At 56.5% G+C, this 21,690-nt stretch carries 27 protein-coding genes; 18 read left to right on the top strand and 9 right to left on the bottom strand.

Annotated features, from left to right (window positions below; all coding sequences use genetic code 11):
- Positions 1 to 191: 191 nt before the first annotated feature.
- The 4 genes from terL (at position 192) to IT971_RS04525 (ending at position 3,468) form a co-directional block, all read left to right on the top strand.
- Positions 192 to 1,757 (top strand): phage terminase large subunit, encoded by a 1,566-nt coding sequence (terL, locus tag IT971_RS04510; protein ID WP_063093572.1) that lies wholly within the window; start codon positions 192 to 194, stop codon positions 1,755 to 1,757.
- Positions 1,758 to 2,033: 276 nt separating this feature from the next.
- The gene (locus tag IT971_RS04515; RefSeq protein WP_063093571.1) at positions 2,034 to 2,345 is read left to right on the top strand and encodes a hypothetical protein; all 312 of its coding nucleotides are present in this window, start codon (positions 2,034 to 2,036) and stop codon (positions 2,343 to 2,345) included.
- A gap of 341 nt (positions 2,346 to 2,686) precedes the next feature.
- Complete coding sequence (locus IT971_RS04520; protein WP_063093588.1) at positions 2,687 to 2,980, top strand: hypothetical protein; 294 nt, start codon at positions 2,687 to 2,689, stop codon at positions 2,978 to 2,980.
- Between the two features lie 32 nt (positions 2,981 to 3,012).
- Positions 3,013 to 3,468, top strand: coding sequence for a cell wall hydrolase (locus tag IT971_RS04525; RefSeq protein WP_007092307.1), 456 nt, complete (start codon positions 3,013 to 3,015; stop codon positions 3,466 to 3,468).
- A 15-nt stretch (positions 3,469 to 3,483) separates the two neighbouring features.
- Here IT971_RS04525 and IT971_RS04530 read toward each other — a convergent pair whose 3' ends face one another.
- On the bottom strand, positions 3,484 to 4,080 hold the full coding sequence (locus tag IT971_RS04530; RefSeq protein ID WP_063093570.1) for a papain-like cysteine protease family protein: 597 nt from the start codon (positions 4,078 to 4,080) through the stop codon (positions 3,484 to 3,486).
- A 146-nt stretch (positions 4,081 to 4,226) separates the two neighbouring features.
- Here IT971_RS04530 and IT971_RS04535 point away from each other — a divergent pair, with 146 nt between their 5' ends.
- Both IT971_RS04535 and IT971_RS04540 read left to right on the top strand, forming a co-directional pair.
- The gene (locus tag IT971_RS04535) at positions 4,227 to 4,727 is read left to right on the top strand and encodes a 3TM-type holin (RefSeq protein ID WP_007092308.1); all 501 of its coding nucleotides are present in this window, start codon (positions 4,227 to 4,229) and stop codon (positions 4,725 to 4,727) included.
- Between the two features lie 58 nt (positions 4,728 to 4,785).
- A complete protein-coding gene (locus IT971_RS04540) occupies positions 4,786 to 5,316 on the top strand; it encodes an NUDIX hydrolase (RefSeq protein WP_082822562.1) in 531 nt (176 codons plus the stop codon).
- 180 nt (positions 5,317 to 5,496) lie between these two features.
- On the opposite strand, the gene IT971_RS04545 is transcribed toward IT971_RS04540, so the two are convergent.
- From IT971_RS04545 to IT971_RS04555, 3 genes are read right to left on the bottom strand one after another with little or no spacing between them, the layout of a single operon-like run.
- A complete protein-coding gene (locus IT971_RS04545) occupies positions 5,497 to 6,210 on the bottom strand; it encodes a hypothetical protein (protein ID WP_063093569.1) in 714 nt (237 codons plus the stop codon).
- 37 nt (positions 6,211 to 6,247) lie between these two features.
- Positions 6,248 to 6,574 carry a type II toxin-antitoxin system RelE/ParE family toxin gene (locus IT971_RS04550; RefSeq protein ID WP_063093568.1) on the bottom strand — a complete coding sequence of 109 codons (327 nt, stop codon included), beginning with the start codon at positions 6,572 to 6,574 and terminating at the stop codon, positions 6,248 to 6,250.
- The gene (locus IT971_RS04555) at positions 6,571 to 6,849 is read right to left on the bottom strand and encodes a type II toxin-antitoxin system Phd/YefM family antitoxin (RefSeq protein WP_063093567.1); all 279 of its coding nucleotides are present in this window, start codon (positions 6,847 to 6,849) and stop codon (positions 6,571 to 6,573) included. Before IT971_RS04555 ends, IT971_RS04550 begins: the two co-directional genes overlap by 4 nt.
- A gap of 172 nt (positions 6,850 to 7,021) precedes the next feature.
- Between IT971_RS04555 and IT971_RS04560 the strand changes: the two genes are divergently transcribed.
- Positions 7,022 to 7,621, top strand: a complete 600-nt coding sequence (locus IT971_RS04560; RefSeq protein ID WP_063093566.1) for an exopolysaccharide biosynthesis protein — start codon at positions 7,022 to 7,024, stop codon at positions 7,619 to 7,621.
- A 14-nt stretch (positions 7,622 to 7,635) separates the two neighbouring features.
- On the opposite strand, the gene IT971_RS04565 is transcribed toward IT971_RS04560, so the two are convergent.
- The gene (locus IT971_RS04565) at positions 7,636 to 7,950 is read right to left on the bottom strand and encodes a hypothetical protein (RefSeq protein ID WP_063093565.1); all 315 of its coding nucleotides are present in this window, start codon (positions 7,948 to 7,950) and stop codon (positions 7,636 to 7,638) included.
- 217 nt (positions 7,951 to 8,167) lie between these two features.
- Here IT971_RS04565 and IT971_RS04570 point away from each other — a divergent pair, with 217 nt between their 5' ends.
- Positions 8,168 to 8,548, top strand: a complete 381-nt coding sequence (locus IT971_RS04570) for a DUF952 domain-containing protein (protein WP_065702185.1) — start codon at positions 8,168 to 8,170, stop codon at positions 8,546 to 8,548.
- On the opposite strand, the gene IT971_RS04575 is transcribed toward IT971_RS04570, so the two are convergent.
- Both IT971_RS04575 and IT971_RS04580 read right to left on the bottom strand, forming a co-directional pair.
- Entirely contained in the window at positions 8,549 to 8,785 is a 237-nt protein-coding gene (locus IT971_RS04575; protein WP_223305022.1) for a DUF1413 domain-containing protein, read from the bottom strand. It lies immediately after the preceding gene.
- Between the two features lie 110 nt (positions 8,786 to 8,895).
- Positions 8,896 to 10,011 carry an NADH:flavin oxidoreductase gene (locus tag IT971_RS04580; RefSeq protein WP_037991901.1) on the bottom strand — a complete coding sequence of 372 codons (1,116 nt, stop codon included), beginning with the start codon at positions 10,009 to 10,011 and terminating at the stop codon, positions 8,896 to 8,898.
- A 134-nt stretch (positions 10,012 to 10,145) separates the two neighbouring features.
- On the opposite strand from IT971_RS04580, the gene IT971_RS04585 reads away from it, so the two are divergent.
- The gene (locus IT971_RS04585; RefSeq protein ID WP_063093564.1) at positions 10,146 to 10,529 is read left to right on the top strand and encodes a helix-turn-helix domain-containing protein; all 384 of its coding nucleotides are present in this window, start codon (positions 10,146 to 10,148) and stop codon (positions 10,527 to 10,529) included.
- On the opposite strand, the gene IT971_RS04590 is transcribed toward IT971_RS04585, so the two are convergent.
- Both IT971_RS04590 and IT971_RS04595 read right to left on the bottom strand, forming a co-directional pair.
- Positions 10,526 to 11,875 (bottom strand): HipA domain-containing protein, encoded by a 1,350-nt coding sequence (locus IT971_RS04590; protein ID WP_063093563.1) that lies wholly within the window; start codon positions 11,873 to 11,875, stop codon positions 10,526 to 10,528. The genes IT971_RS04585 and IT971_RS04590 overlap by 4 nt on opposite strands.
- Positions 11,859 to 12,092, bottom strand: coding sequence for a helix-turn-helix transcriptional regulator (locus tag IT971_RS04595; RefSeq protein WP_065702186.1), 234 nt, complete (start codon positions 12,090 to 12,092; stop codon positions 11,859 to 11,861). Before IT971_RS04595 ends, IT971_RS04590 begins: the two co-directional genes overlap by 17 nt.
- Before the next feature lie 333 nt (positions 12,093 to 12,425).
- On the opposite strand from IT971_RS04595, the gene IT971_RS04600 reads away from it, so the two are divergent.
- The 9 genes from IT971_RS04600 (at position 12,426) to IT971_RS04640 (ending at position 21,659) form a co-directional block, all read left to right on the top strand.
- Entirely contained in the window at positions 12,426 to 12,938 is a 513-nt protein-coding gene (locus IT971_RS04600; RefSeq protein ID WP_063093561.1) for a sigma-70 family RNA polymerase sigma factor, read from the top strand.
- Between the two features lie 142 nt (positions 12,939 to 13,080).
- Positions 13,081 to 14,175 (top strand): FecR domain-containing protein, encoded by a 1,095-nt coding sequence (locus IT971_RS04605; protein WP_063093560.1) that lies wholly within the window; start codon positions 13,081 to 13,083, stop codon positions 14,173 to 14,175.
- A 125-nt stretch (positions 14,176 to 14,300) separates the two neighbouring features.
- Positions 14,301 to 16,811 (top strand): TonB-dependent siderophore receptor, encoded by a 2,511-nt coding sequence (locus IT971_RS04610; RefSeq protein ID WP_063093559.1) that lies wholly within the window; start codon positions 14,301 to 14,303, stop codon positions 16,809 to 16,811.
- A 7-nt stretch (positions 16,812 to 16,818) separates the two neighbouring features.
- Entirely contained in the window at positions 16,819 to 18,060 is a 1,242-nt protein-coding gene (locus tag IT971_RS04615; protein ID WP_063093558.1) for an MFS transporter, read from the top strand.
- A complete protein-coding gene (locus IT971_RS04620; RefSeq protein WP_063093557.1) occupies positions 18,060 to 18,503 on the top strand; it encodes a hypothetical protein in 444 nt (147 codons plus the stop codon). Before IT971_RS04615 ends, IT971_RS04620 begins: the two co-directional genes overlap by 1 nt.
- 130 nt (positions 18,504 to 18,633) lie before the next feature.
- On the top strand, positions 18,634 to 19,875 hold the full coding sequence (locus tag IT971_RS04625) for a quinone-dependent dihydroorotate dehydrogenase (RefSeq protein ID WP_063093556.1): 1,242 nt from the start codon (positions 18,634 to 18,636) through the stop codon (positions 19,873 to 19,875).
- Between the two features lie 146 nt (positions 19,876 to 20,021).
- Positions 20,022 to 20,906, top strand: coding sequence for a TIGR01459 family HAD-type hydrolase (locus IT971_RS04630; protein WP_063093555.1), 885 nt, complete (start codon positions 20,022 to 20,024; stop codon positions 20,904 to 20,906).
- Entirely contained in the window at positions 20,900 to 21,484 is a 585-nt protein-coding gene (locus IT971_RS04635; RefSeq protein ID WP_063093554.1) for a hypothetical protein, read from the top strand. Before IT971_RS04630 ends, IT971_RS04635 begins: the two co-directional genes overlap by 7 nt.
- Positions 21,465 to 21,659, top strand: coding sequence for a hypothetical protein (locus tag IT971_RS04640; protein ID WP_063093553.1), 195 nt, complete (start codon positions 21,465 to 21,467; stop codon positions 21,657 to 21,659). Before IT971_RS04635 ends, IT971_RS04640 begins: the two co-directional genes overlap by 20 nt.
- The last annotated feature ends 31 nt before the right edge of the window (positions 21,660 to 21,690 follow it).

A 21,690-nucleotide genomic window follows, 5' to 3' on the forward strand; every position in this document is an offset into this window, starting at 1 on the left:
CGTCACTCCCGCGAAAGCGGGAGTCCATCGTGCTGAGGGTTCGGTGGTTGGGGTAGAGGACGTGGCCCGCAAGGACTGGATTCCCGCGTTCGCGGGAATGACGGCTTTGGGGATGGGCTTTCGACACATTCGTCACTCCCGCGAAGGCGGGAGTCCAGGGTGCAGCGGGTTGGATGGTGAGGGGAGCGGGCATGGCGCAGGTGATTGATCGGGGGCGGGCGAGGTGTGCCGGGTTTGGCGAGTTTGTCTGGATCTGGAATGCGATGATGGGGCTTGGGTTGCCGGGGCATCATCGCGATATGGCGGTGTGGCTTGAGGTGTGCTGGAAAGCGGGGAAGGGGCAGCTTTTGCTGATGGCGTTTCGCAATTCGGGCAAGTCAACACTGGTCGGGCTGTTTTGCGCGTGGTTGCTGTATCGCGATGCGGATTTGCGCATTCTGGTGCTGGCGGCCGATCTGGGACTGGCGAAAAAGATGGTGCGCAATGTCAAGCGCGTGATCGAACGCCATCCGTTGCTGGTGGGGCTTCTGCCCGAAAAGCGGGTCGATTGGGGCACGCAGCGTTTTACGGTCGAGCGACCGGGCGTATTGCGGGATCCGTCGATGCAGGCGGCGGGAATTGGCGGCAATATCACCGGGTCGCGCGCCGATGTGGTGATTTGCGATGATGTCGAGGTGCCCAAAAACAGCGATAGCGCCCATAAACGCGCCGAATTGCGCGAGAAGCTGGGCGAGATTGCCTATGTCCTGTCGCCCGATGGCACGCAGATTTATGTCGGAACCCCACATAGCTATTATTCGATCTATGCCGACGAAATCCGGGCCGAAACCGGGGAAACCGCCCCGTTTCTGGCGGGGTTTGAGCGGTTCTGCCTGCCGATCCTGGATGAACAGGGGCAATCGAACTGGCCAGAGCGGTTTCCGACCCTCAAGATCGAGGAAATCCGCACCCATACCGGGGAGCGGAAATTTGCCAGCCAGATGATGCTGAAGATGCTGGCCCCCAGTGACGGGATCCTCGACCCCGCGCGGTTGCACCGTTATGGCGATGATGCGGTGATCGAGCAGGCCAACGGGGCGCTTCGGCTGTCGATTGCGGGGCGGCGGATGGTGGCGGGCGCATGCCATTTTGATCCGAGCTTTGGGGCCAGCGGGGGCGTACCTGGTGGCGCAAATGGGGGCGCACATGATGGCGCGGTGATTGCGTGCGTTTATGTCTGCGAGCGCGGGGAATACTGGCTGCATGATATGGCGTGGCTGACATTTGATCCGACGCGCCTGCATGAGGCCGATGAAGCCAGCCAGATTTGTGCCAAGGCTGCAGCATTCATCCGGCAGAACCATTTGCCGTCGGTGCGGGTCGAGACCAATGGCGTCGGGCGGTTTTTGCCCAATATCCTGCGCCGCGCCTTGAAGCAGGCCGACTGGGCGGCAAGTGTGGTGGAGCATCACGAGGCGAAAAACAAGGATGCGCGGATCGAGGATGCATTTGGCGCGGTGTTGAGTGCGGGGTTGCTGCATGCGCATGCGCGTATCTGGCAAACGCCGTTCATCCGTGAAATGCGCGAATGGCGACCCGGCGAGGGACGGGGGCGGGGAAGGAGCAAAGCGGGCCAGCATGATGACGGGCTGGATGCGGTGGCGGGCTGCCTGATCCATGAGCCGGTGCGCCTGCCGCGGGTGGAAAAAGCCCGGTCCGGGGGCGACTGGCGGCCTGCCGGGGCGGCTTTTTCGGCGCGAAACGGGTTTCAGCCCTAAAAAGTTTCGTGAATTCACAAATGCTTATGCAATCCGTCGATCACAAAATCGAGAAATTCATGGAAAATTCAATATTCGTGATTACCTTAACTATATGGTTGAATAGTAATTGCGAAAATTAACTATACCAAGGAATAATTTGCATCCTTTGAGTCGATACGGGTTTGTTGCCGCAAGGCGCGGCGTTGGTCAATTTAGCAGTGCCGGAACACAAGACGCCCCTGCCGTTCATCCCGGGCGCACCGCACTGCCTGTCCCTTAAAGGAGGGCCTGACCATGTGGAAAACTGTAAGCCTGATTGCCGTAATGGCCGGTGGCATCACCCTTGCCAGTCCGGTTACGGCGCAGACCGTATCGCCGGTTTGCGGCGACCGCACCAAGGTGATCAACAGCCTGAGCGCGAAATATTCCGAGGAACCGGTCGCGGTTGGCGTGACCGCCAATGGCGGCGTGATCGAGGTGCTGAAAGCCCCCGATGGCAAGACATGGACCATCCTGTTTACCTCGCCCAACGGGGCAAGCTGCCTTGTGGCATCGGGCGAGGCGTGGCAGGAGCTTGAGGTAAAGCTTAACGGGCCGCACGCCTGAATTTTCGGCGCGCCCCGGACCGAGACACCAGCCCCGCAACCGACCCTATCCTCCCGGTGGGTGCTTGCGGACCCGGCTGGTGACCATTGACGGATGACTGAGACGAAGACAATCGGGACGATTGAGACGACGGCTGATCCTATCTTATCTGGTTTTGATGAGTGACCTCCTTGACTGACCCGCAAGCCTTTCGGTTTGCGGGTCTTTTTTGTGCCGGTCTTTTTTGTGCCGGGGCGGGGCGGGAGAGGGGGCGGGCGGCTTGGTAAAATTTCATGTGGGTCCGCATTTCCGATGCGGGCCCTTTTTCATGGGCGATTTATGCAAAGGGGCAGGAGGATGTGATGAGTGGACCGGTTGATCTGATCTGGTGGATTACGGCGGTGGAAATTCCCGCCGTGGCGGGGCTTTTCTGGCTGAACTGGCGGATGCGGAGCGAGCTTTCGGCGCGGCTGGAAAGCCAGCGCGAGGGCCATGACGCGGAGATGATCGCGCTTCGCGATGGCTTGGCGGACTTCAAGCTTGATGTGGCGCGAAACTACGTTTCGATCCCGTACCTTAAAGATATTGAAAAACGCCTGACCGCGCATCTGCTGCGGATCGAGGCGAAGCTTGATCACAATGTACCGGCAGCGTGAGGCCGGTTTTGAACCCTAGAAAGGAAACAGCGATGAATGATGTTCTGATGATGGAAGCCGTTGCCGACCCGCAGGAATTGCCGGTCGCCGAGGTGCTGGCAAGGACGCTTTATGGTGAGGCGCGCGGCGAGGGTTTGCCGGGGATCGAGGCGGTGGCCTGCGTGATCCTGAACCGGGTGGCATTTGCCAAAGCGCGCGGGCGCTATTGGTGGGGCAATACGGTGTCGCAGGTGTGCCTGAAACCGGGGCAGTTTTCCTGCTGGAACGCGGGCGATCCGAACCGGGTGAAGTTGCTTAAGCTCAGTGCGCGCGACCCGGCATACCGGCTGTGCAAGCGGGTGGCGACACGGGCATTGGCCGGGGAGATTGCCGACATGACCCAGGGGGCGACGCATTATCACACCCATGCGGTTGATCCCTATTGGGCGCGCGGACAGGTGCCGGTGGCCGAGATTGGCGGGCATCTGTTTTTCAAAAACATAGGGTGAACGTAAAGCCCCATCTCAATTGGCGATAAAGGCCCCGGACCACATATGGGCGATGTTCTGGAACGGGACGGGCTGGGTGAAATAGGCCAGCGGATCATTGATATAAAGTACTGCTGTCGGCCCCATCGGGGTTTGCACCCATGCCATGCCGCGCAGAACCACAACATGCCCGGAATAGGGGGTGTTTTGCAGTTTGAGGATGATGGCGCGACCCGATGCCAGGGTGTTGTAAAGCACCATCGGATGGGCGGGCATGCCGTAACCTGCGGCATTGTTGCTGACCAGGCTTAGCAATTGCATGATTTCGGGGTCCTGTCCGGTGCGCACGCATTGCTGTGCCAGCATCGGATTGGCGTTCACCGCGGCAGCATTGCAGCAAAACGGCTGCGGCATGCCGTTTGCGGCGGAGACAAGCTCGCACTGATGCGGCGATGAATTGGGGGAGGTCTGGCTTTTCCAATGGGCGATCTGTTCGACCACGGCGACCCAGCACCAGACCTGTGTCTGTTGCGGGATATTGACAATGCCAAGGTCAATCGGCGGCGGGAGCTGCTGCGCGGTGGCCTGATTCATCCCCAGAAACAGTAGCACTGCGGCAAGAAGTCTTTTCATGGCGGCCCCCTGATATCCCCTGTATTAAAACGCGAACATTAGATTTGAAAAATAAATCTATTGGTTTTTTATTTTCGCGTCAATTCATTCAGGGTTGTGTTGGCGGGGCGAGGAAACCGGCATTTTTAAAAGGAAGGAGGTATCACGTGATACCAGCATTACTGGCACAGATCGGCCTGCCGCTTTTGATGAAGGCGGTCGGCGCGGGGCTTGAAACCATTGATCATCCGGTCGCGAAAACCGCGGCCGAGGGGCTTAAACAGGTGGGGGATGCGGTGACCAAGGGCGATGTCACGCCCGCCCAGATCATCGAGGCCAACCGCCATTCCGAACGCATGGCGGAAATCGAGCTTTCGCGGGACCGGAGCGTTTTGGCAACCGTCAACCGCACCATCCGGGCCGAGGTGCAAAGCGAGGATGCGTTTGTGCGCCGCTGGCGACCGAGCTTTGGCTATGCGGTGGCACTCACCTGGATCATGACCATGGGATCAATTGCGGCCGCCATCATCTTAACCCCGCTTCAGGCCCCGGCGATTATTGCCGCATTGGTCAATACCAGCCCGATCTGGGGCATTGCGCTGGGCGTTTTGGGGGTCAGTGTGGTGAAGCGGAGTGCGGATAAGAAGATCGGAGAGGGTGGCGCGTGACGGGGTGATGGCCTGTTTGCGGCGGTGATTGCGGGTTGTCACGGGTGGTGTGGCTGATATGATCGAAAACACCACCCAGGGGGCTGACAGGGGGCTTGAGATTTTGCTGGCCTCCGCAGACGAGGCCGCCATGTCTGATCAAACGTCGTCATTGCATTTACCATCACGGCCGATTGCGGCGACAATTGCCGTTGTCGTGCGTGATCAGCAGGTTTTGCTGGTGCGCCGCGCCAATCCGCCCGATCAGGGCATGTGGGGATATCCCGGCGGCAAGATTGATGCCGGGGAAACCCTTGCACAGGCCGCATTACGCGAACTTCACGAGGAAACCGGCATTTCGGCGGAAGCCATCGGTGTTTTGACGGCACTCGATGCCTTTGATCGCGATGCGGACGGGCAGGTTAAACGCCATTTCATCCTGATTGCGATGCTGTGCCGCTGGAATGGTGGGGAGCCGGTTGCGGGGGATGATGCACTGGATGCGGGCTGGTTCCCGGTTGCCGGTCTTGAGGAAAGCGGCGTTGAATTGAGTGCGGATGTGGCGTGGGTGGCGCGGAAGGCGGCGGATGTTCTGGCGGAGGGGGCATGATTACCAATATCCTTCGCGAATTGCCACGGCGGTTATTGCCGCGTTATGGATTCCCCGCGCGGGAACGACGGGCAGGATATCTAGTTTAGTAATGCCCGCGAAGGAGGGTATCCAGTTTGTTCGTCAAATTGTTTGATGCACGGTGTCTGACGCGTGTGGCTAGGTCTAAAAAGAGACTTACTATCCGAAGAAATGTTTGATCCAATCAGTCTTCACTGAGTTGAAGTGAATTTGGCTCTTATGTGGGGAAGAGCAAACATCTGATATGAAAATGCTAAGATTTTCGCCTACTTGAACCGCAAGCTTACCCATTTCCGCTAAAACCGCTTCTAAAGAAGATGGCTCAAGAAAAGGGCCAAGAGCTATTTTGCTATCAGGCGTTGGTCTGAGCATGTCGGCCATCCTCACATTCGGATGGCCTGCCAGTTCACAGAAAAGATCGTAGGCCTCATCTCGCTTTCCACTTGTGAAGCCATCTCTCTTATCAAGTGCTTTACGAATTTTTGCTGGTCCAAATTTTCCGAGCCGCGTTTTTTTATCCGCATTTCTCCACAGCGCGATATCGTGTTTGTTGGTTGAGAAATAGCTCAATAAGAAGATTGTTTCCAAAACATCACGCATGACTAATGCTGCATTTTGTTGATATCCGGAGAAACTGAGCTTTAAACTTGCTCCGAAGGCATTAAATGTTCTGATCCCTAAAACCTGTACAATTCGCACATCCTCACATTCAATTTCAAATTGTCTGTAAACATCTGCAAGGTCCATTGCAGCTTCAATTACAGTCAAGTGGAGATGGCAATTCTTGCTCTGATTTAGAGTAATTAACGCCTTTTCTCGGAGCACTTCTTCTTGTGTGTGTAGGCTTAGCAAGTTATTGGGAATAAAAGACATGGAAGTTATTCTTTCTTAAGAGAGCCGGTGCCTGGATTTAAGTGTTTTGTGTCCTCATGGGGGACCAATAATCCTGCCTTCCATGTCGTATATGCAGGACTGAAACCTGATCTTCCTCGACACAATAAAACACCCGCCAAGGCGTTCCGCGCCCATAGAGCAATTGCCGGATTTCACTATCGAAGGCGTTACTTTCCGGGGCAATTGCGTGGGCAAATGGGAAGGTTTTCAGGTTCATTACAGCTTCTTGCAAGCCATCCCGCCACTGATCGGCATAGAGCGGGTTTTCTTCCTGCAGCCAGTCATAGGCCGCAATGATATCCGCGACGGCCTTGGGCGATATGACGACCCGATAATGCTTCATTTATGCCGGGTGGAGAGGTCGTCAAAGAAGCTTTCCGCGTCCTGTCCCTGACCGTCGGCAATCTGGTTCAGGCCTGTGCGGATGCCCGCGACCGTCTCGTTATATTCCAGACGATTTTGCATGTCCTGCCACGCCTTGGCATCCATCACCACCACCGATGCCTTGCCATTGACGGTCAGGATTGCGGGTTGCTGCGTTTCACGCAGGCGTTTGGTGAAGGTCGCCGTATCGCGTTTGAATTCGGTCAGCGGGCGAATATCCTTGGTGATATCCATATTTGCACCTTTAAAGCATCGAATTGAATGCGAATTTAGCATGTTTTTCGTGGTGGTGCGATGGAAATTCCCGGTGAAACGTCAATGCTGGCTTGGCCCACCCTGAAACAAACCCGCCCGCCCCGCGTTGCAAAGGCAACATCATTGTGCAAACAGGCAGCGAGGATTTGGCATGGCAGGGGCAGAACCGTTTTCCGTTGGCGGGATTGTCGCGCGGATACGGGATCGGGCGGCGGCGGGGCAGCGGACGGTTTCGGTTGATGATATGGTGGCCGTGCTGGGGCGGCGGAGTTACGGGCCGTTTTTGTTCGTGCCCGGATTGATCGGGGTTACACCCCTATCGGGGATTCCGATGGTGCCGGCGATCCTTGCGGTGATTGTCGCCGTGTTTGCCATTCAGATCGTTCTTGGGCGGTCGCATTTATGGTTGCCGGATATCCTTGGCCGCCGGTCGTTTGACGGGGCCACGGTCGCCGATGCGATGGCGCGGATCGAACCGGTCGCCGAGAAGCTTGATCGCTGGTTTTACGGGCGGTTGCCGGGATTGACCGGGCGGCATGGGGTGCGGGTGGCGGCCCTTGTCTGTGTGCTGCTGGCGGCATTGGTGCCGTTTTTTGAAATGGTGCCGTTTGCCGGTATGGCGCCGATGAGTGCGATTGCCGCCTTCGGGCTTGCGATCCTTGTGCGCGACGGGGCGCTGATGCTGGCCGCGATATTGATTTCGCTGACATCAATGGCGGGTCTGGTGTGGGTGCTGCTGGCGGCGGTGTGAGGTGATGAGGCGGATCAGGATGCGATCCGGGCCAGTTCGCTATAAAGATAAAACAGGACGCAGGCGGTGCCGATGGCCGCAATCAGGCGGGCGACAAGTCGGGGCAGGTCAGCATTGGGCCAGATGTTGGGCACATTCGGACCGCTGAAAGCGCGGAAATCCTTGTGAATGTCGATGATCTCTGTCGCCGGGCGGCGCTGGTTCTGTGTAACGTGGTCCGGCGAGCCGCGACGGAAGGCGGCCGGTTTCGGGGCCTGATCATTTGAAACCCATTGGCGGGTGGTGTCGGGAAGGTCTACAGGGGCGCGTCGGGCCTGTCTGGTCGTCATGTTCTGCGTGCTCGTGTCCGGTTTGGTGGTCTGGTCTTCTGATTTTGCCGGATGATTTTAGTTGGTATAATTTAACTATACATAAGTATCTTATATTTCCTCATCGGTATAGGCTTTTCGCGCGAGAGGCAAGAGAGAAAAAGCACAAAACCGGTTTTTTTGTGCTTTGGCATTTCGCCTGCTTGCCGAATGGGCCAGGCGACCTTATTTTCCCCGGATGACAAATTCATCACACACCATGATTTACCGTGTATTGGGCTCGGACGAGTGGGCGGAAGCGCTTGCGACCGGGCATTATGCCGGTGCGCCGCATGATATTGCGGACGGTTTTATCCATTTTTCGACGATTGATACGCTGGCAGAGACGCTTGCGCTGCATTACCCGAAACGCGGGGGATTGCGGCTTTTGCATGTGCCGGTCGCGGCGGTCGATGACAAGCTGAAATGGGAACCGGCGCGCGGCGGCACGCTGTTTCCGCATCTTTATGACCAGCTTTCGGTCGAGCATGTCGCACGCGTTGATGACCTTAAGCTTGATGATAACGAGGTTCACATCCTGCCCGAGGATCTGCGCCCCGACCATATGCGCAGAGGGTAATCATACCCGGCGATAGACGCGCCCGCCGCCCCGCTTTTGGCCGGTATCCTCGACCGTGGGGAATTTACCGGCCCGGACCGCATTGAGAAATTCCCGCCCGATCCTGACCTTGTCGCCGATATAAAGCGTGTCCCAGCCGGGGCCGTAGATTTCCGGGAAGTGAAATGTGCCGGGCGCACGGGCGGCGAGGCGGCTTTGCAGGCGGGTGATTTCGTTGGCATCCATGAGAGGAGCCATGATGGCCTCCTTTTTTTGCGGGCGGCTTTCCTTCAGGTAGTTTTCAGGCGGGCATAAAGAAAGGGCGATGCCGGGATGGCACCGCCCTTTTGCCTTCGAGATCGGCAGGATCAGACCAGTTCGCCCAGCGTTGCCGGATCAAAGCCGAGCAGGGCATCGGTTTGATTGTCGCGCACCTTGGCCGTCCATGCCGCATCGGTGATCAGCGCACGGCCGACCGCGATCAGATCGAATTCGTTGCGTTCCATGCGTTCGATCAGGGCATCGAGGCTGGTGGTCTTGGAGCCTTCGCCCGCGAAAGCGGTCAGGATGTCGCCTGAAAGCCCGACGGAGCCAACACTGATGGTGGCTGCCCCGGTCAGTTTTTTGGCCCACCCGGCACAGTTCAGGCCCTTTTCGCCGTCCAGTTCGGGGAATTCCGGTTCCCAGAAACGGCGTTGCGAGCAATGCAGGATATCAACCCCGGCATCGACCAGCGGGCCCAGCCATGCGGTCATTTCATCGGGAGTGGGGGCAAGACGGACGGTCAGGTCCTGCTGTTTCCATTGGCTGACGCGCATGATGATCGGGAAATCCGGGCCGACGGCGGCGCGCACGGCACGCACGACTTCGACCGCGAAGGTTGATCTTTCGGCGATGGTTTTGCCGCCAAAGCGATCGGTGCGCAGATTGGTGCCCGACCAGAAGAACTGATCGATCAGGTAGCCGTGCGCGCCGTGAATTTCAAAGGTATCGAAACCGGCATTTTTGGCATCAAGGGCGGCCTGGGCGTAGGCGGCGATGGTGTCGGCAATGTCGGCATCCGACATGGTGTTGCCGTGCGGTTCATTGGGCGCGATAAGGCCGGACGGGCTTTCGACCGGAGCATCTGGCACCCATTCGGTCTGGGCGCTTTTGACCGATCCGGTATGCCAAAGCTGCGGGCCCATTTTGCCGCCGGCTTCATGAACGGCATCAACGACGGCCTTCCAGCCGGCAAGGGCATCGGCCCCGTGGAAAAGCGGAATGCCCGGTTCATTGCGCGATGCCGGGCGGTTGATCACCGTGCCCTCCGACAGGATCAGGCCAACGCCGCCTTCGGCGCGTTTGCGGTAATATTGCGCATTGGCGGCACCCGGAATACCGTTCGGGGCGCTGGAGCGGGTCATCGGGGCCATGACGATACGGTTGGGAAGCTCAAGGGTTTTCAGCTTGAAGGGCTGAAACAGAATGTCGGTATTTGACATCGGATATCCTCCGTTTGGAAATGGGTGTATGGTGGCTACTAGATATACGTTGTATACCTACTGTCAATCAGGCACCTTGAGGTTACCAGGTATACTTGAGGAAACCTGCATGACAGTGCGCCGGAGGAAATGACATGGAAATTAAGGAATGTTCTGCCCTGATGTTCCGCTCGAACTGCCCGAGCCGGGAGCTTCTGGACCAGATTGCCGATAAATGGTCGATGATGATCCTGGCGGTTCTGGCGGAAGGGCCATTACGGTTTAACGCGATCAGGCGCGGGCTTGAGGGCATTACGCAAAAGGCATTGACGCAGACGCTGCGCAAGCTTGAACGCAACGGCATTGTCGCGCGCCACGTGATCGCGACATCGCCGGTCGCGGTGGAATATGAAATTACCGATCTTGGCCGGTCGCTGGTCGGGCCGTTCAAGGCGCTTTATCTGTGGACGCGCGATCATTACGACGAAGTGGAAAAGGCGCGGGCGGCGTTTGATGCGCGGATGGAGGAGCGGGTTTAGGAACCCATGCCCCAACCGCCGCCTTGGGGGACGAAGCTGTCGCGCGATTGCTGTTTCACGGGGACGTCGAGAATTTCCGCGACTGTGGTGATGTTTTGCGAAATCATATCGCGGCAGGCCTTGAGGCTTGGGCCTTCCATCATATCCAGATTGTCTTCGACGGTCTGAAGAAGGCCGCCCAGTTCGTCGAAATAGCGGTCACGGGATTTTGCTGTGCGCATGGTGCGGGCAAGGCCGATGGCGGAAATGCAGGCGGCGATATCCGGTGCAGTCAAATCCTCCATTTTTTCGGCCTGACCGATATTGAATGAAAAATCGTGGGTGACGGACCGATCGAGCACAACCGGGATGATATCATAAGCCGGGGCAAGGATTGGTTTGCGGCCCAAGGCCGGATAAAGGATGGCGTGGTTTTTGGCGTGATTATCGGTATTGCCAACCACCAGATTGAATATCGACAGGGCCATAAAATGCTGCCGCGCGATCAGCGGGACTTCGGTTTCATCAAGAACGCGCGCCACGCCAATGGCCGAGAATTTGTTTTCCTCGGTCCCGTTGCGTTGATATTTCAGACTGGGCGCAAGCGATAGCGCCTGACAGAAATCTTCCTGATGAATGCGATAGATGTTTCCATCTTCGGTTTTACGGTCAAACCGTTCGATCAGCAGGGCTTCGCAGCCTGCAATTTCGATTGCCCCCACATGTGCCACCGGCAGCGGCAGGACCCTGGCCGCGAGTGCCATCAGGGCGGCTTCCTGGGCAACAAGGGCCTCGTTACCCTGCGACGGGATTTTGAGGATGTGGGTCGTTGGCGCGCCCGAGCCCGGTTTGGGCAGGGCGAATTGACCGTCTTCAAGCCGGGTAACGGCAATTTTCCCCTGTACCCCGGCAAGTGGAGAGGGATCGTTTTTGCCATCGGGCAGGCGACGACGGTCGCGCAGGCTGATCAATATGTCGCCAAGATCGTCACTTGAAATCACGTCATAATCATCGGCCATGTTGCCGGGCATTTTTGACGGTTTTTCCCCCCATGGCACACAGGAAATGGCACCGGGGCAATCGCGACCGACGTGATAGAGCAATCCGGCGATGTCGTCGCGGTCGATGCGGTGTTTTGCCATGACCTGCTCAAGCGCGTTGTTTTCCTGTAACAGGTTGGCAAAGAAGCCGCGCGTGATGTGATCGGTAAATGATCCCCGTGCGGCAGGCATCGAAATCGATAATTGCATGTTCGCGCGAGCAGCATCGTCGCCATAGGCAAAGGTCAGCGACTTGTCGTCATTGCCAAGAAGCTGGCCAATCGGGTGATCGACCCCTTCGAGATACACATCAAGCCGTCTGGTCATCTGATATGTCCTCATATCCCAGTTTCAGGCCAAGTTCCCGGCAAACATCCAGCGCCAGACCGACATTGACGCCCGGCGTGCCCTTTTCCAGCTCGCCGATCAGTTGCCGCGAGACGCCCATCATGGATGCAAGATAGGTTTGCGTCATTTTCAACTGCTTGCGGCGGGTTCGGATCGCCGTGGCAAGATCGTAGGTATCTTTGATGAGTGTTGTCATGTCAGTATCAAAAATGTCAGGAATATTTGACATTATGCCGAAAATGACAAAGAAGTCAATGAATGTCAGGTATTTTTGACATTCATTGCTGTGTGCCGTACATTCTCATGAAATGTCAGATATAGGTGACAATTTCTGATGAAAGGCTTTTGGGGGCTCCGGCGTGTATTGGTTTAAGATAGCCTGTTTGTGAGGCTGCGAATAACTGTTGCACCGATTTCAACAAATCTTTAGATGTAAATGATAATGATCCTCATTTGAATATATGGAATGAGTGAAGTTCATTGTCCCCAAGAGGGGCCATTTATTTCAGGAAATCGGGATTGAGCCGTCTTGAGCGACCAGCCAAGCAATCTGGACATTTTTGTCACGCATCGACGGGCGCTGCTGAATTATGCCAGCAGCATCGTGGGCAGCCGTTCGCGTGCGGAAGATGTCGTTCAGGAGGCATGGCTTCGTTTCCACGAGGCGTCAAAAGGGCGCTTGCTGGAGGATTCAACAAGCTATCTTTTCCGGATCGTTCGCAATCTGGCGCTTGATGGCAGGCGGCGCATGAAGCGCGAAAGCCTGATCATTACCGACGACGACTTTGAAGCGGCGGCGAATGCCTGGACCGACAGTGTCGCATCGCCGGAAACCGTGGCCCTTTACAAAGACGAATATGCATTGGTCATGGATGCGTTGGCGCAATTGCCCGAGCGTACGCGGATGGCCTTTGAAATGCATCGTTTCGGCGGGGCTAAGCTTCGGGAAATTGCCGAGGCACTCGACATTTCGTTGCCGTTGGCGCACCGGTTGGTTGCCGATGCCGTGCAGCATTGCAAGGAGCAACTCGGATGGCCGTAACCTTGCCGGTTTTGCGAAACTTGTATAAAAAATCATCCGATATGCCTTTAGTCATAAAGGGATGCGCCCTGAAAAGTTATTTGAATTGCGGTGTCCGGGCATCGGAGGTTCGGGTTGTTCCGGTCGGGACTGAAGGAAGCGCATGACGGCTACCACGCAACAAATCGAGAAGGCAGCTTCGCGCGAGGCAACGGATTGGCTTGTTCTGCTGCAGGACGATCCGGACGATGTGCCTTTGCAGGACGCATTCCGGGAGTGGCTTGAGCGCAGTCCGGTAAACGTGGCTGCGTGGCAGGCGATGACGCAGGCGTCACAATCAATGGATGCCGCAACGCCGGTTCTTGCCGACAAATGGACGCCGTTGCTTGAAGCTGTGCGTGGTACAGAGCAGGCTGATATTGCTCGGACAGAAGAAACCCGTTTCAGACACAGACAGGCCGCGGCCATGGCAGGCAGGATGTTCGCGCCTGTTCTGAAAACGCGTACTTTGCGGAATGGTGGTTTCAAGCGTCCGGCAATGTTCGGGGTGGTCGGGCTTGCGGTTGCGGCATGTCTTGTCGCGGTGCTTGCCGGGCCGGATTTTCTGCGCGGTTTGCAGTCCGATTACATGACCGGGACGTCACAAACCCGCCAGATCACGCTGGAAGATGGCAGCACGGTTACCCTGGCACCGGAAAGCGCGATTACTGTTGCGTACAGTGCGGGTGAACGCACGGTCAGGCTTCTGGGTGGCGAGGCATTTTTTGACGTTGCCCCAAATCCGGAACGTCCGTTCCGGGTTGAGGCAGAAGGTGTTGATACCACCGTTCTTGGCACGGGGTTTGATGTGCTGCGAAATGATGGCGGGGTCAGGGTATCGGTCGAGCACGGGCGGGTCCGTGTGGATTATGCCGATCAAGGTGTTCTGCCGGTGGCAGAGACGCTGGGGGCGGGCCAATCGCTTCGGGTTGACTGGTCGGGCGCCTATGAGATCGTGGAAAGTCCGGCAAACCATGTTGCTGCTTGGCGGCAGAACCAGATTGTCGCGCGCTACGAGCCGTTCGGTGCAGTCGTTGATCAGCTTCGTCGGCACTATTCGGGGAAGATTGTCGTGCTTGACGACGAGCTGTCCTCCAAGCCGGTGACTGGCGTTTACAATCTGGCCGATCCGCTGGAAGCCCTTTACGGGATTGCCCGGGCGCAGGACGCCGTGCTTTGGCAGATATCGCCGTGGCTGGTGTTCGTTTCAAAGGGATAACCCTTTGTTCAAAAAAGATTTTTAAAAAAGATAAAGTTTTTAGAGAAAATTTCTCTCACGCGACGTTCCCTCTGTAGAGGCGAAATTGCGATGCAATCTCATTCGCAGTGGCGCCGGATATTCATATGTCAAAAAGGATGGGATTCGACGTGATCAAGGGGGTTGGAATTTGTTTTGGGGTGGTCAATCGACATGTCGCAGCCGCAGGAGCACTGGCATTGACCACGGCGCTGTGCACGGTTTATCCGGTAATCCAGGTCCGGGCACAGGAAGCATCGATGTCGTCGGAATTTTCCGAAAAATTCCGAGCGGAGCATGATTTCGATATTCCTGCCCAGGTCTTGACGGACGCGCTGGTTGCGTTCGGTCAGCAATCGGGCATTCAGGTGACGGTCAATGGCGATATTGCGCAGGGTGTTTCAGCATCGGCGGTGCAGGGCAGAATGCCCTCGGAAGATGCCCTGCGCGGGCTTTTGTCGGGCAGTGGCCTTTTCTACACCATTTCGCGTTCGACCGTTGCCATCGAGCGGATTACCGAGGGTGCGGACGGTGCGACATTGCTTGATCCGGTGATGGTCGAGGGACGAATGGAAACCGCGACCGGCCCGGTCGACGGATATGTCGCGACGCGCAGTGCTGCCGGAACCAAAACCGACACCCCATTGATCGAAACACCGCAATCGGTTTCGGTGGTCACACGTGATCAGGTGGAAATTCAGCAGGCGCAAAGCATTACGCAGTCGCTGCGTTATACATCCGGTGTGGCAGCCGAAGTGCGCGGTTCGGCATCGCGGTATGACATTCCCTACATCCGCGGATTTGGCTCGCCGAGCGACCCGGTTCAGTATCAGGATGGACTCAATATGTTGCGCGGTCCGGGATATGCCTTTCCCCAAACCGAAGCATATGGTGTCGAGCGGGTTGAAGTCCTTAAAGGTCCGGCATCGACGACTTATGGTTCGGCAATGCCAGGTGGTCTGGTGAATGCCGTGAGCAAGCGCCCGACCGAGCAAGAGCGCGGCGAAGTCGAGGTTCTTGTCGGAAGTCATGATCGCTATCAGTTGGCAACCGACGTTTCGGGGCCTGTGACCGAAGACAATTCATTACTGTATCGTTTTGTTGCATTGGGACGGGATAGCGAAACACAGGTGGTCAATACCAAGGAGCAGCGTGTCTATGTGGCACCGGCACTGACCTGGAAGCCAACGGATGACACCACGCTTACCATGCTGACCCATTATCAGCGTGACCCGGAAGGCGGCTATTATGGTATTCTGCCAACAGTCGGCACAGTCTGGAGCAGCTCTGCCGGGGCCATCCCGCGCAGCTTTAATGATGGCGACCCGGCATTTTCCGATTTTGATCGGGAACAGTTTTCCGTCGGATATGAATTCGAGCATGTCCTGAACGACATTTGGGCGTTCCGCCACAATCTCCGTTATCTTGACATTGATGTATCGACCAAGGATATCGCGACATTAAGCCTTGCCGCGGATGGCCATACGATCAACCGTTATGCCCTGACCACAGACGAGCAGACCCGCGGTGTTGCATCGGATTTGCAGGCACAGGCCGATTTCGCTACTGGTATGATCGGGCATACGGCCCTGTTCGGGTTTGATTACAAATATTCGGATTCATCGCAATACCGGCTATATGGCGCGACGGCACCGACAATTGACTATCTTGACCCGGTTTATGGGGTTGCGACGTCCATATCCCTGTCGCCGTTTGTCGATCAGGATCAGACCATCAGCCAATCCGGGCTTTATGTGCAGGATCAGCTTGATATCGGGAACTGGAATTTCCTGGTTGGTGGGCGGTATGACGCTGTTCAGACCGTAACCGACAACAATCGTACAAACGTGCGCCAGACCCAGAATGATGATGCATTTAGCTGGAAAGCCGGTGCTGTCTATAATTTCGAAAACGGCATTGCACCCTATGTCAGCTATGCCACGTCGTATCTGCCGGTCAGCGGTACCGACTTTAATGGCGATGCGATGGACCCGACCACGGCCAAGCAATATGAAGTCGGTTTGAAATACGAACCGACGAGTTTCGATGCCTTGTTTACACTGGCCTATTTCGACATCACGCAGGAAGATGTTGTTAGCCAGATCAACCCCAACCAGCGCTATCAAACGGGTGAAGTACAGTCAAAGGGGGTGGAGTTTGAGGCCAAAGTGGCCTTGACCAGCCAGACAAATGCAATTGCCAACTTCACCTTCACGGATGCCGAAGTTACCAAAAGTGTTGTCAATGATCTTGGGGATGCGCCGATTGCAATTCCCGACATGACGGCATCCCTGTGGCTTGATCATGAATTTGATCGCGGCCTTATAAATGGCCTGACGGTTGGTGGTGGTGTGCGTTATGTCGGGGAAACGGTTGGCGGTTACAGCCCGAATGCAGCGAACGCAAGCGCACGTCGCATTGATGTGCCGGGCTATACGCTTTTTGATGCGATGCTGCGTTATGACCTTGGTGTGCTTGGCAACAATCTGGAAAATGTTTCGGCCCAACTGAATGTTACCAACCTTGCCGATGAAACCTATGCCACCTGTCTTGCCAATAACTTCTGTAACTATGGCAATGGCCGGACGGTTTATGTTTCGTTGAAATACGCTTGGTGAGGCGTTGATGTCGGGCATGAATGCAGATGCGGCGGGGAATATCCCCGCCGCGCGACGGCGACATGGCATGATCCTTTTCGGGCTTAATGCGCTTTATGTCGGGTTTGGCATGATCATGGGCGTGGTCAATGGCGGGCTTCCGACCGTCATGCGCGCCCAGGGTATCGACATTTCCACAGCAGGGTGGATTTACCTTTTGTATCTTCCCTTTGGGCTGACTTTTTTGTGGGCGCCATTGATTGATCGTCTGCGCCTGCCTTTCCTGTCGCGCAGGATTGGCTGGATTGTGACCATGCAGGCCATTGCTGTTCTGGGGCTTGTCATTGTTGCCTTCAGTGAAGGGGCGGCACCGCTTGTCTTGTTTCTGCTGGGCTTTGGTGTTGTTCTTGCCATTGCCACGATGGACATTGCCCTTGATGCGCTTGCGGTTCGGGTTGTAGCACCTGACTGGCGATCGACGGCGTCGGCCACCAAGCTTGCAGCCCTTTCGATTGGCACGATGATTGGTGGTGGGGTTTTTGTGGCCCTTGCCGGGGATCTGGGATGGCAGGCGACCTTCCTTGTTCTGTCGCTTGTGCTTGTTTTTTTGCTGTGTCCGGTGCTGACGCTTGGAAAACTAGATGAACTGACCGGGGCTGGAGCCGATGCACCGGAAAGTATCGGCGGGGCGAGCCTTTTAAGGCTTTTGCGGGATGCAAAATTGCGCAAGCGGCTGATTTTTCTTTGTATTGCGTGTTCCATCATGTTTCCGTTGGTCGGGCTTAATCGGCTGATGCTGGTCGATATTGGTGTGCCGGTTTCTGAAATCGGATGGATTGTCGGCACCCTTGGTCCATTGTCGATGTTGCTGATATCTGCGGTTTCTATCCCGTTGATGCGCTGTCTGGGGCTTGTGCGCAGCATGCTGATCTTTGCCACCGTTGCCTTTGCCGCGATTGTTGCCATGGCGTTTGGTTTTGCGTTTCAAAACCAGTTGGCGGGCATTGGCGGGGCGATTGCAGTCGGGGCAGGCGTCAGCGGGGTTTATGTGACCATTGCGACCAAAATTCTTGGCTGGTCGGCTGGAACACAACCGGCCACCGATTACGCCGCCTACTATGGGATCAGTCGATTTGCCAGCACACTGATGACGGTGGCGGCGGCACAGATTGTACCGCTTGTGAATTGGGGGCTGTTTTATGGTGGCGGGGCGATTGCGCTGCTTGTCATGGTGGTTCTGTTACTTGTTCTTATTGGAAGAAATGATTGATGTCTGCTGATGACCTTTTGCCTGCGGGCTTTATCGGGCCTGCGCCAAGCCCGGTTTTCTTTGATCTGGCGGCATGGCCGATTGCATTTGTGCGGTTTCCCGAACTTGATGACGAAGATCGTCTTGAAGGTGTTCTTGGCGGGTTGGAAATGCTTCTGGATCAGAAGGTTCCTTTTGTTGCCGTCTGGATCCCGGCAAGCCATGACCATGATGACGAGCCGCATGAAGATGAAATCGCATCCAACAAATGGATCAAGCGGCACCGAGAGGCGCTGAATACCTATTGCAAGGGCTATGTCTATATCACGCGCGACGAGGCGCTTGCCGCATTGCTGACGGACCGTATCGCAACAATATCGGGCCGGCTTTTCCGGTTCCCGATGAAGGTGGTCGGGGATCACGAAGAAGCGTTGCAGGCTGGGGAATTGATGCTTGCAACGTGAAACCCGGAAAGGTGTTTCCACGACGCCGCAAGATGTATGGCTGGGCAGGGATCAATGGCATTGATCCTTGCCCCATCCCCGCACACAGCGTAAGAACAGGGCAGGTATTTACAAGCACGGAGCAGGTCGCGTGGGGTGGTACAAGTCACTGGTTTTGCCGGTTGTGCGCTGGATCGATGCGGAGACCGCGCATGGTCTTGCGATTTGCGCATTGAAAAACAATCTGGTGCCGCGCGATGATGATGCGCTGGATGCCACGCCGATCCTTGAGACCGAGGTTTTCGGGCGCAAATTTGCCAATCCGGTCGGGCTTGCCGCAGGGTTTGACAAAAATGCCGAGGTGCCCAATCAGATGCTTCGCCAAGGGTTCGGCTTTGTTGAAATCGGATCGGTGACGCCCGAACCGCAACCGGGCAACCCCAAGCCCCGGCTTTTCCGGCTTTATTCGGACCGGGCGGTGATCAACCGCATGGGCTTTAACAATGAGGGTGCTGCGGTGGTTGCCGAACGCCTGCGCAAGCGGGCGCGCAAGGGCATTCTGGGTGCCAACCTTGGCAAAAACAAATATTCCGAAGATGCGGCGGCGGATTATGTGAAGGGGGTTGCGGCCCTTGGCCCCTATGCCGATTATCTGGTGGTCAATGTATCCTCGCCCAATACGCCCGGTTTGCGGGCATTGCAGGGCCGTGGGCCGCTTGAGACGCTTCTGACGTCGGTTTTGAAGGCGCGTGATAGCCATGCCAAAGGTGTGCCGGTGCTGCTTAAGGTCGCACCCGACCTGACGGAGGAAGACAAGGCTGATATTGCCGCCGTGGTCTTGAAGCTCCGGCTTGATGGCATGATTGTTTCAAACACGACGATTGATCGGCCGGTCGGGCTTAATTCCTATGATCAGGATGAAAAGGGTGGTCTTTCGGGTCCGCCTTTGATGGAGCCTTCGACCAAGGTTCTTGCCGATTTTTACCGCCTGACCGAAGGCAAAATCCCGTTGATCGGGGTCGGCGGGATTGCATCGGGCAAGGATGCCTATGAGAAGATTCTTAATGGGGCGTCGCTGGTGCAGCTTTATTCCGCCCTTGTCTATCACGGGCTGGAGCTTGTCACCGAGATCAAGGAAGACCTTGCACGGCGTTTGCGCAAGGATGGGTTTGCCAGTGTTGCCGATGCGGTTGGGGCGGCGTTCCCGGAAATTTCCGGGCGGAAGGCTCCGGTTGATGAGGCGCGCGCGGCCAAGGCGGCGGTGACGGCGAAGGCGGAAACGGCCCCGGCGACTAAAAAGCCCGCTGCGAAGGCGACCGCCAAGAAGCCAGCGACCAAGAAACCGGCGGCGAAAAGCAAGACGGCACCAAAGGGCAGTTCGGCGACAGATTGATTTGTGGCACCATGGATTCCCGCGTTCGCGGGAGTGACGGTTTTGGGGCTGAGCGTTCGTTTCCCGCTCCCCGTCATTCCCGCAAGCACGGGAATCCATCTTGCCGCATGTGCGATGACGATTTTAACATGAAGTGGAATGGGTGAATGACGGTTGGCACCAGCTATCAGATGATCAACGGCCTGTCGGAAGTGATCGAACAGTACGATGCGGTGATCCTTGATCTTTGGGGCGTGGTGCATGACGGGGTGACACCCTATCCAAGCTCCATCCCGGCGATGCGCGCCCTTCAAAATGCCGGTGTGCCGGTCGCCCTTCTGTCGAACGCGCCGCGCCGGTCAAGCGTCGTGGTGGCACGGATGGAAGATATGGGTATCGCGCGCGACCTTTATGGCCCGGCGGTGGCTTCGGGCGAGATCGCCTATAGCCAGCTTCTCGCACGGACCGACCCTTGGTACGCCAAGCTTGGCCGTCGGGTGATGAGTGTCGGCCCGGTGCGCGACATGTCGATGTTTGAGGGGCAGGATATCGAGATCGTCAAGGATGTCGCCGATGCCGACTGGCTTCTGGTGACAGGGCCGAATGACGATTATGACGCGGTTTCGGTTTATGAGGATCTGCTGCATGCCGCAAAGGCGCGCGACCTTCCGATGCTGTGCCCGAACCCGGACCGCGAAGTGATCCGCGGCGGGGATCGCATCATCTGTGCCGGTGCGATTGCTGCGCGTTACGAGGTGTTGGGCGGCAATGTCCGCTGGGAAGGCAAGCCGCTGGCGAGTGCCTATGATTTCTGCCTGCAACTGTTTGACAAGGGCCCGGATGCGAAGCTTCTGGTGGTGGGCGACAGCCTTTCGACCGATGTGGCCGGATCGAACAATGCCGGGCTTGATGTCGCACTCGTGACCGGCGGCATCCATGCCGAGGAACTTGGCGCACCGCGCGGGACTTTGCCGGAAAAGGGCAAGCTTGACGCGCTGCTGAACGCGACCGGGCGCAGCATTACCTATGCGGTTGGGGATTTTTGTTGGTAGACGCCTTTTACAGGCCTGAATTTGTCGAAGCTTTGCGGCTGCTGTCCGAGGCGTCGGATGTTGTGGAGCAACATGGTCATAACCGGCCCGTGCTTGTCGGTGGTGCGGCTGTTGAACTGGCGACACTTGGCGAGCTTGTTTCCGGTGATCTTGATATCGTGACACCCTGGCAGCAGGTGTTCGAGGATGCCCTTGAGGCAGTCGGCTTTGAGCGCAGTGTCGGGCCGGGATCATTTTCCCGCGGGTTTCAGCACCCGAAGCTGAAAGTTGGTGTCGAGGTTGTTGATAGTAACCTTATGGATGGGCGCGGGAGTTATGATCGTGTCTATCTGCTTCGGCTTGATGCGGATCATAGTGTTTCGGTGATCTGTATCGAAGATTTGATTGCTGATCGTATGGGGCAATACAATAGCCCGCCGCACTATGGTGCAGATATGCTTGATCAGGCTGTACGCCTGTACCAGCTTGCGTTTGAGCTTGATAAACCTTATCTTGATAAACGTATCGTCGAGGAAACTTCAGGCGATTTCGATTTGAATTTTCTGGAAAAACACGTGAATGCGCGAAATCACGATTGAAGAATTGGCAGCACGCATCAGCCAGAAACGGGCCGAATTGGGCCTGTCTGGCAAGGGTGACGTGCAGCCAAATTCCGGTCGTCGGCGCACCCAAAGCAAGCGTAATCTGTTGCGCAATATTGCCGAGCTTGCTGCAAGGGACGGGCGTGAGCCGCCTTTTAAAGCCAATTATTGATCTGCTTTGATCCTGTTTTCCGCTCGCCCGC

Origin of the sequence: Thalassospira sp. B30-1 (assembly GCF_015767575.1) — a bacterium.
Taxonomy (GTDB): Bacteria; Pseudomonadota; Alphaproteobacteria; order Rhodospirillales; family Thalassospiraceae; genus Thalassospira; species Thalassospira xiamenensis.

Coding starts and splice junctions, on each gene's coding strand:
- terL (WP_063093572.1), top strand. CDS start 192: ATGGCGCAGGTGATTGATCGGGGGCGGGCGAGGTGTGCCGGGTTTGGC.
- IT971_RS04515 (WP_063093571.1), top strand. CDS start 2,034: ATGTGGAAAACTGTAAGCCTGATTGCCGTAATGGCCGGTGGCATCACC.
- IT971_RS04520 (WP_063093588.1), top strand. CDS start 2,687: ATGAGTGGACCGGTTGATCTGATCTGGTGGATTACGGCGGTGGAAATT.
- IT971_RS04525 (WP_007092307.1), top strand. CDS start 3,013: ATGAATGATGTTCTGATGATGGAAGCCGTTGCCGACCCGCAGGAATTG.
- IT971_RS04530 (WP_063093570.1), bottom strand. CDS start 4,080: ATGAAAAGACTTCTTGCCGCAGTGCTACTGTTTCTGGGGATGAATCAG.
- IT971_RS04540 (WP_082822562.1), top strand. CDS start 4,786: ATGATCGAAAACACCACCCAGGGGGCTGACAGGGGGCTTGAGATTTTG.
- IT971_RS04545 (WP_063093569.1), bottom strand. CDS start 6,210: ATGTCTTTTATTCCCAATAACTTGCTAAGCCTACACACACAAGAAGAA.
- IT971_RS04550 (WP_063093568.1), bottom strand. CDS start 6,574: ATGAAGCATTATCGGGTCGTCATATCGCCCAAGGCCGTCGCGGATATC.
- IT971_RS04555 (WP_063093567.1), bottom strand. CDS start 6,849: ATGGATATCACCAAGGATATTCGCCCGCTGACCGAATTCAAACGCGAT.
- IT971_RS04560 (WP_063093566.1), top strand. CDS start 7,022: ATGGCAGGGGCAGAACCGTTTTCCGTTGGCGGGATTGTCGCGCGGATA.
- IT971_RS04565 (WP_063093565.1), bottom strand. CDS start 7,950: ATGACGACCAGACAGGCCCGACGCGCCCCTGTAGACCTTCCCGACACC.
- IT971_RS04570 (WP_065702185.1), top strand. CDS start 8,168: ATGACAAATTCATCACACACCATGATTTACCGTGTATTGGGCTCGGAC.
- IT971_RS04575 (WP_223305022.1), bottom strand. CDS start 8,785: ATGGCTCCTCTCATGGATGCCAACGAAATCACCCGCCTGCAAAGCCGC.
- IT971_RS04580 (WP_037991901.1), bottom strand. CDS start 10,011: ATGTCAAATACCGACATTCTGTTTCAGCCCTTCAAGCTGAAAACCCTT.
- IT971_RS04585 (WP_063093564.1), top strand. CDS start 10,146: ATGGAAATTAAGGAATGTTCTGCCCTGATGTTCCGCTCGAACTGCCCG.
- IT971_RS04590 (WP_063093563.1), bottom strand. CDS start 11,875: ATGACCAGACGGCTTGATGTGTATCTCGAAGGGGTCGATCACCCGATT.
- IT971_RS04595 (WP_065702186.1), bottom strand. CDS start 12,092: ATGACAACACTCATCAAAGATACCTACGATCTTGCCACGGCGATCCGA.
- IT971_RS04605 (WP_063093560.1), top strand. CDS start 13,081: ATGACGGCTACCACGCAACAAATCGAGAAGGCAGCTTCGCGCGAGGCA.
- IT971_RS04610 (WP_063093559.1), top strand. CDS start 14,301: ATGTCAAAAAGGATGGGATTCGACGTGATCAAGGGGGTTGGAATTTGT.
- IT971_RS04615 (WP_063093558.1), top strand. CDS start 16,819: ATGTCGGGCATGAATGCAGATGCGGCGGGGAATATCCCCGCCGCGCGA.
- IT971_RS04620 (WP_063093557.1), top strand. CDS start 18,060: ATGTCTGCTGATGACCTTTTGCCTGCGGGCTTTATCGGGCCTGCGCCA.
- IT971_RS04630 (WP_063093555.1), top strand. CDS start 20,022: ATGACGGTTGGCACCAGCTATCAGATGATCAACGGCCTGTCGGAAGTG.
- IT971_RS04640 (WP_063093553.1), top strand. CDS start 21,465: ATGCGCGAAATCACGATTGAAGAATTGGCAGCACGCATCAGCCAGAAA.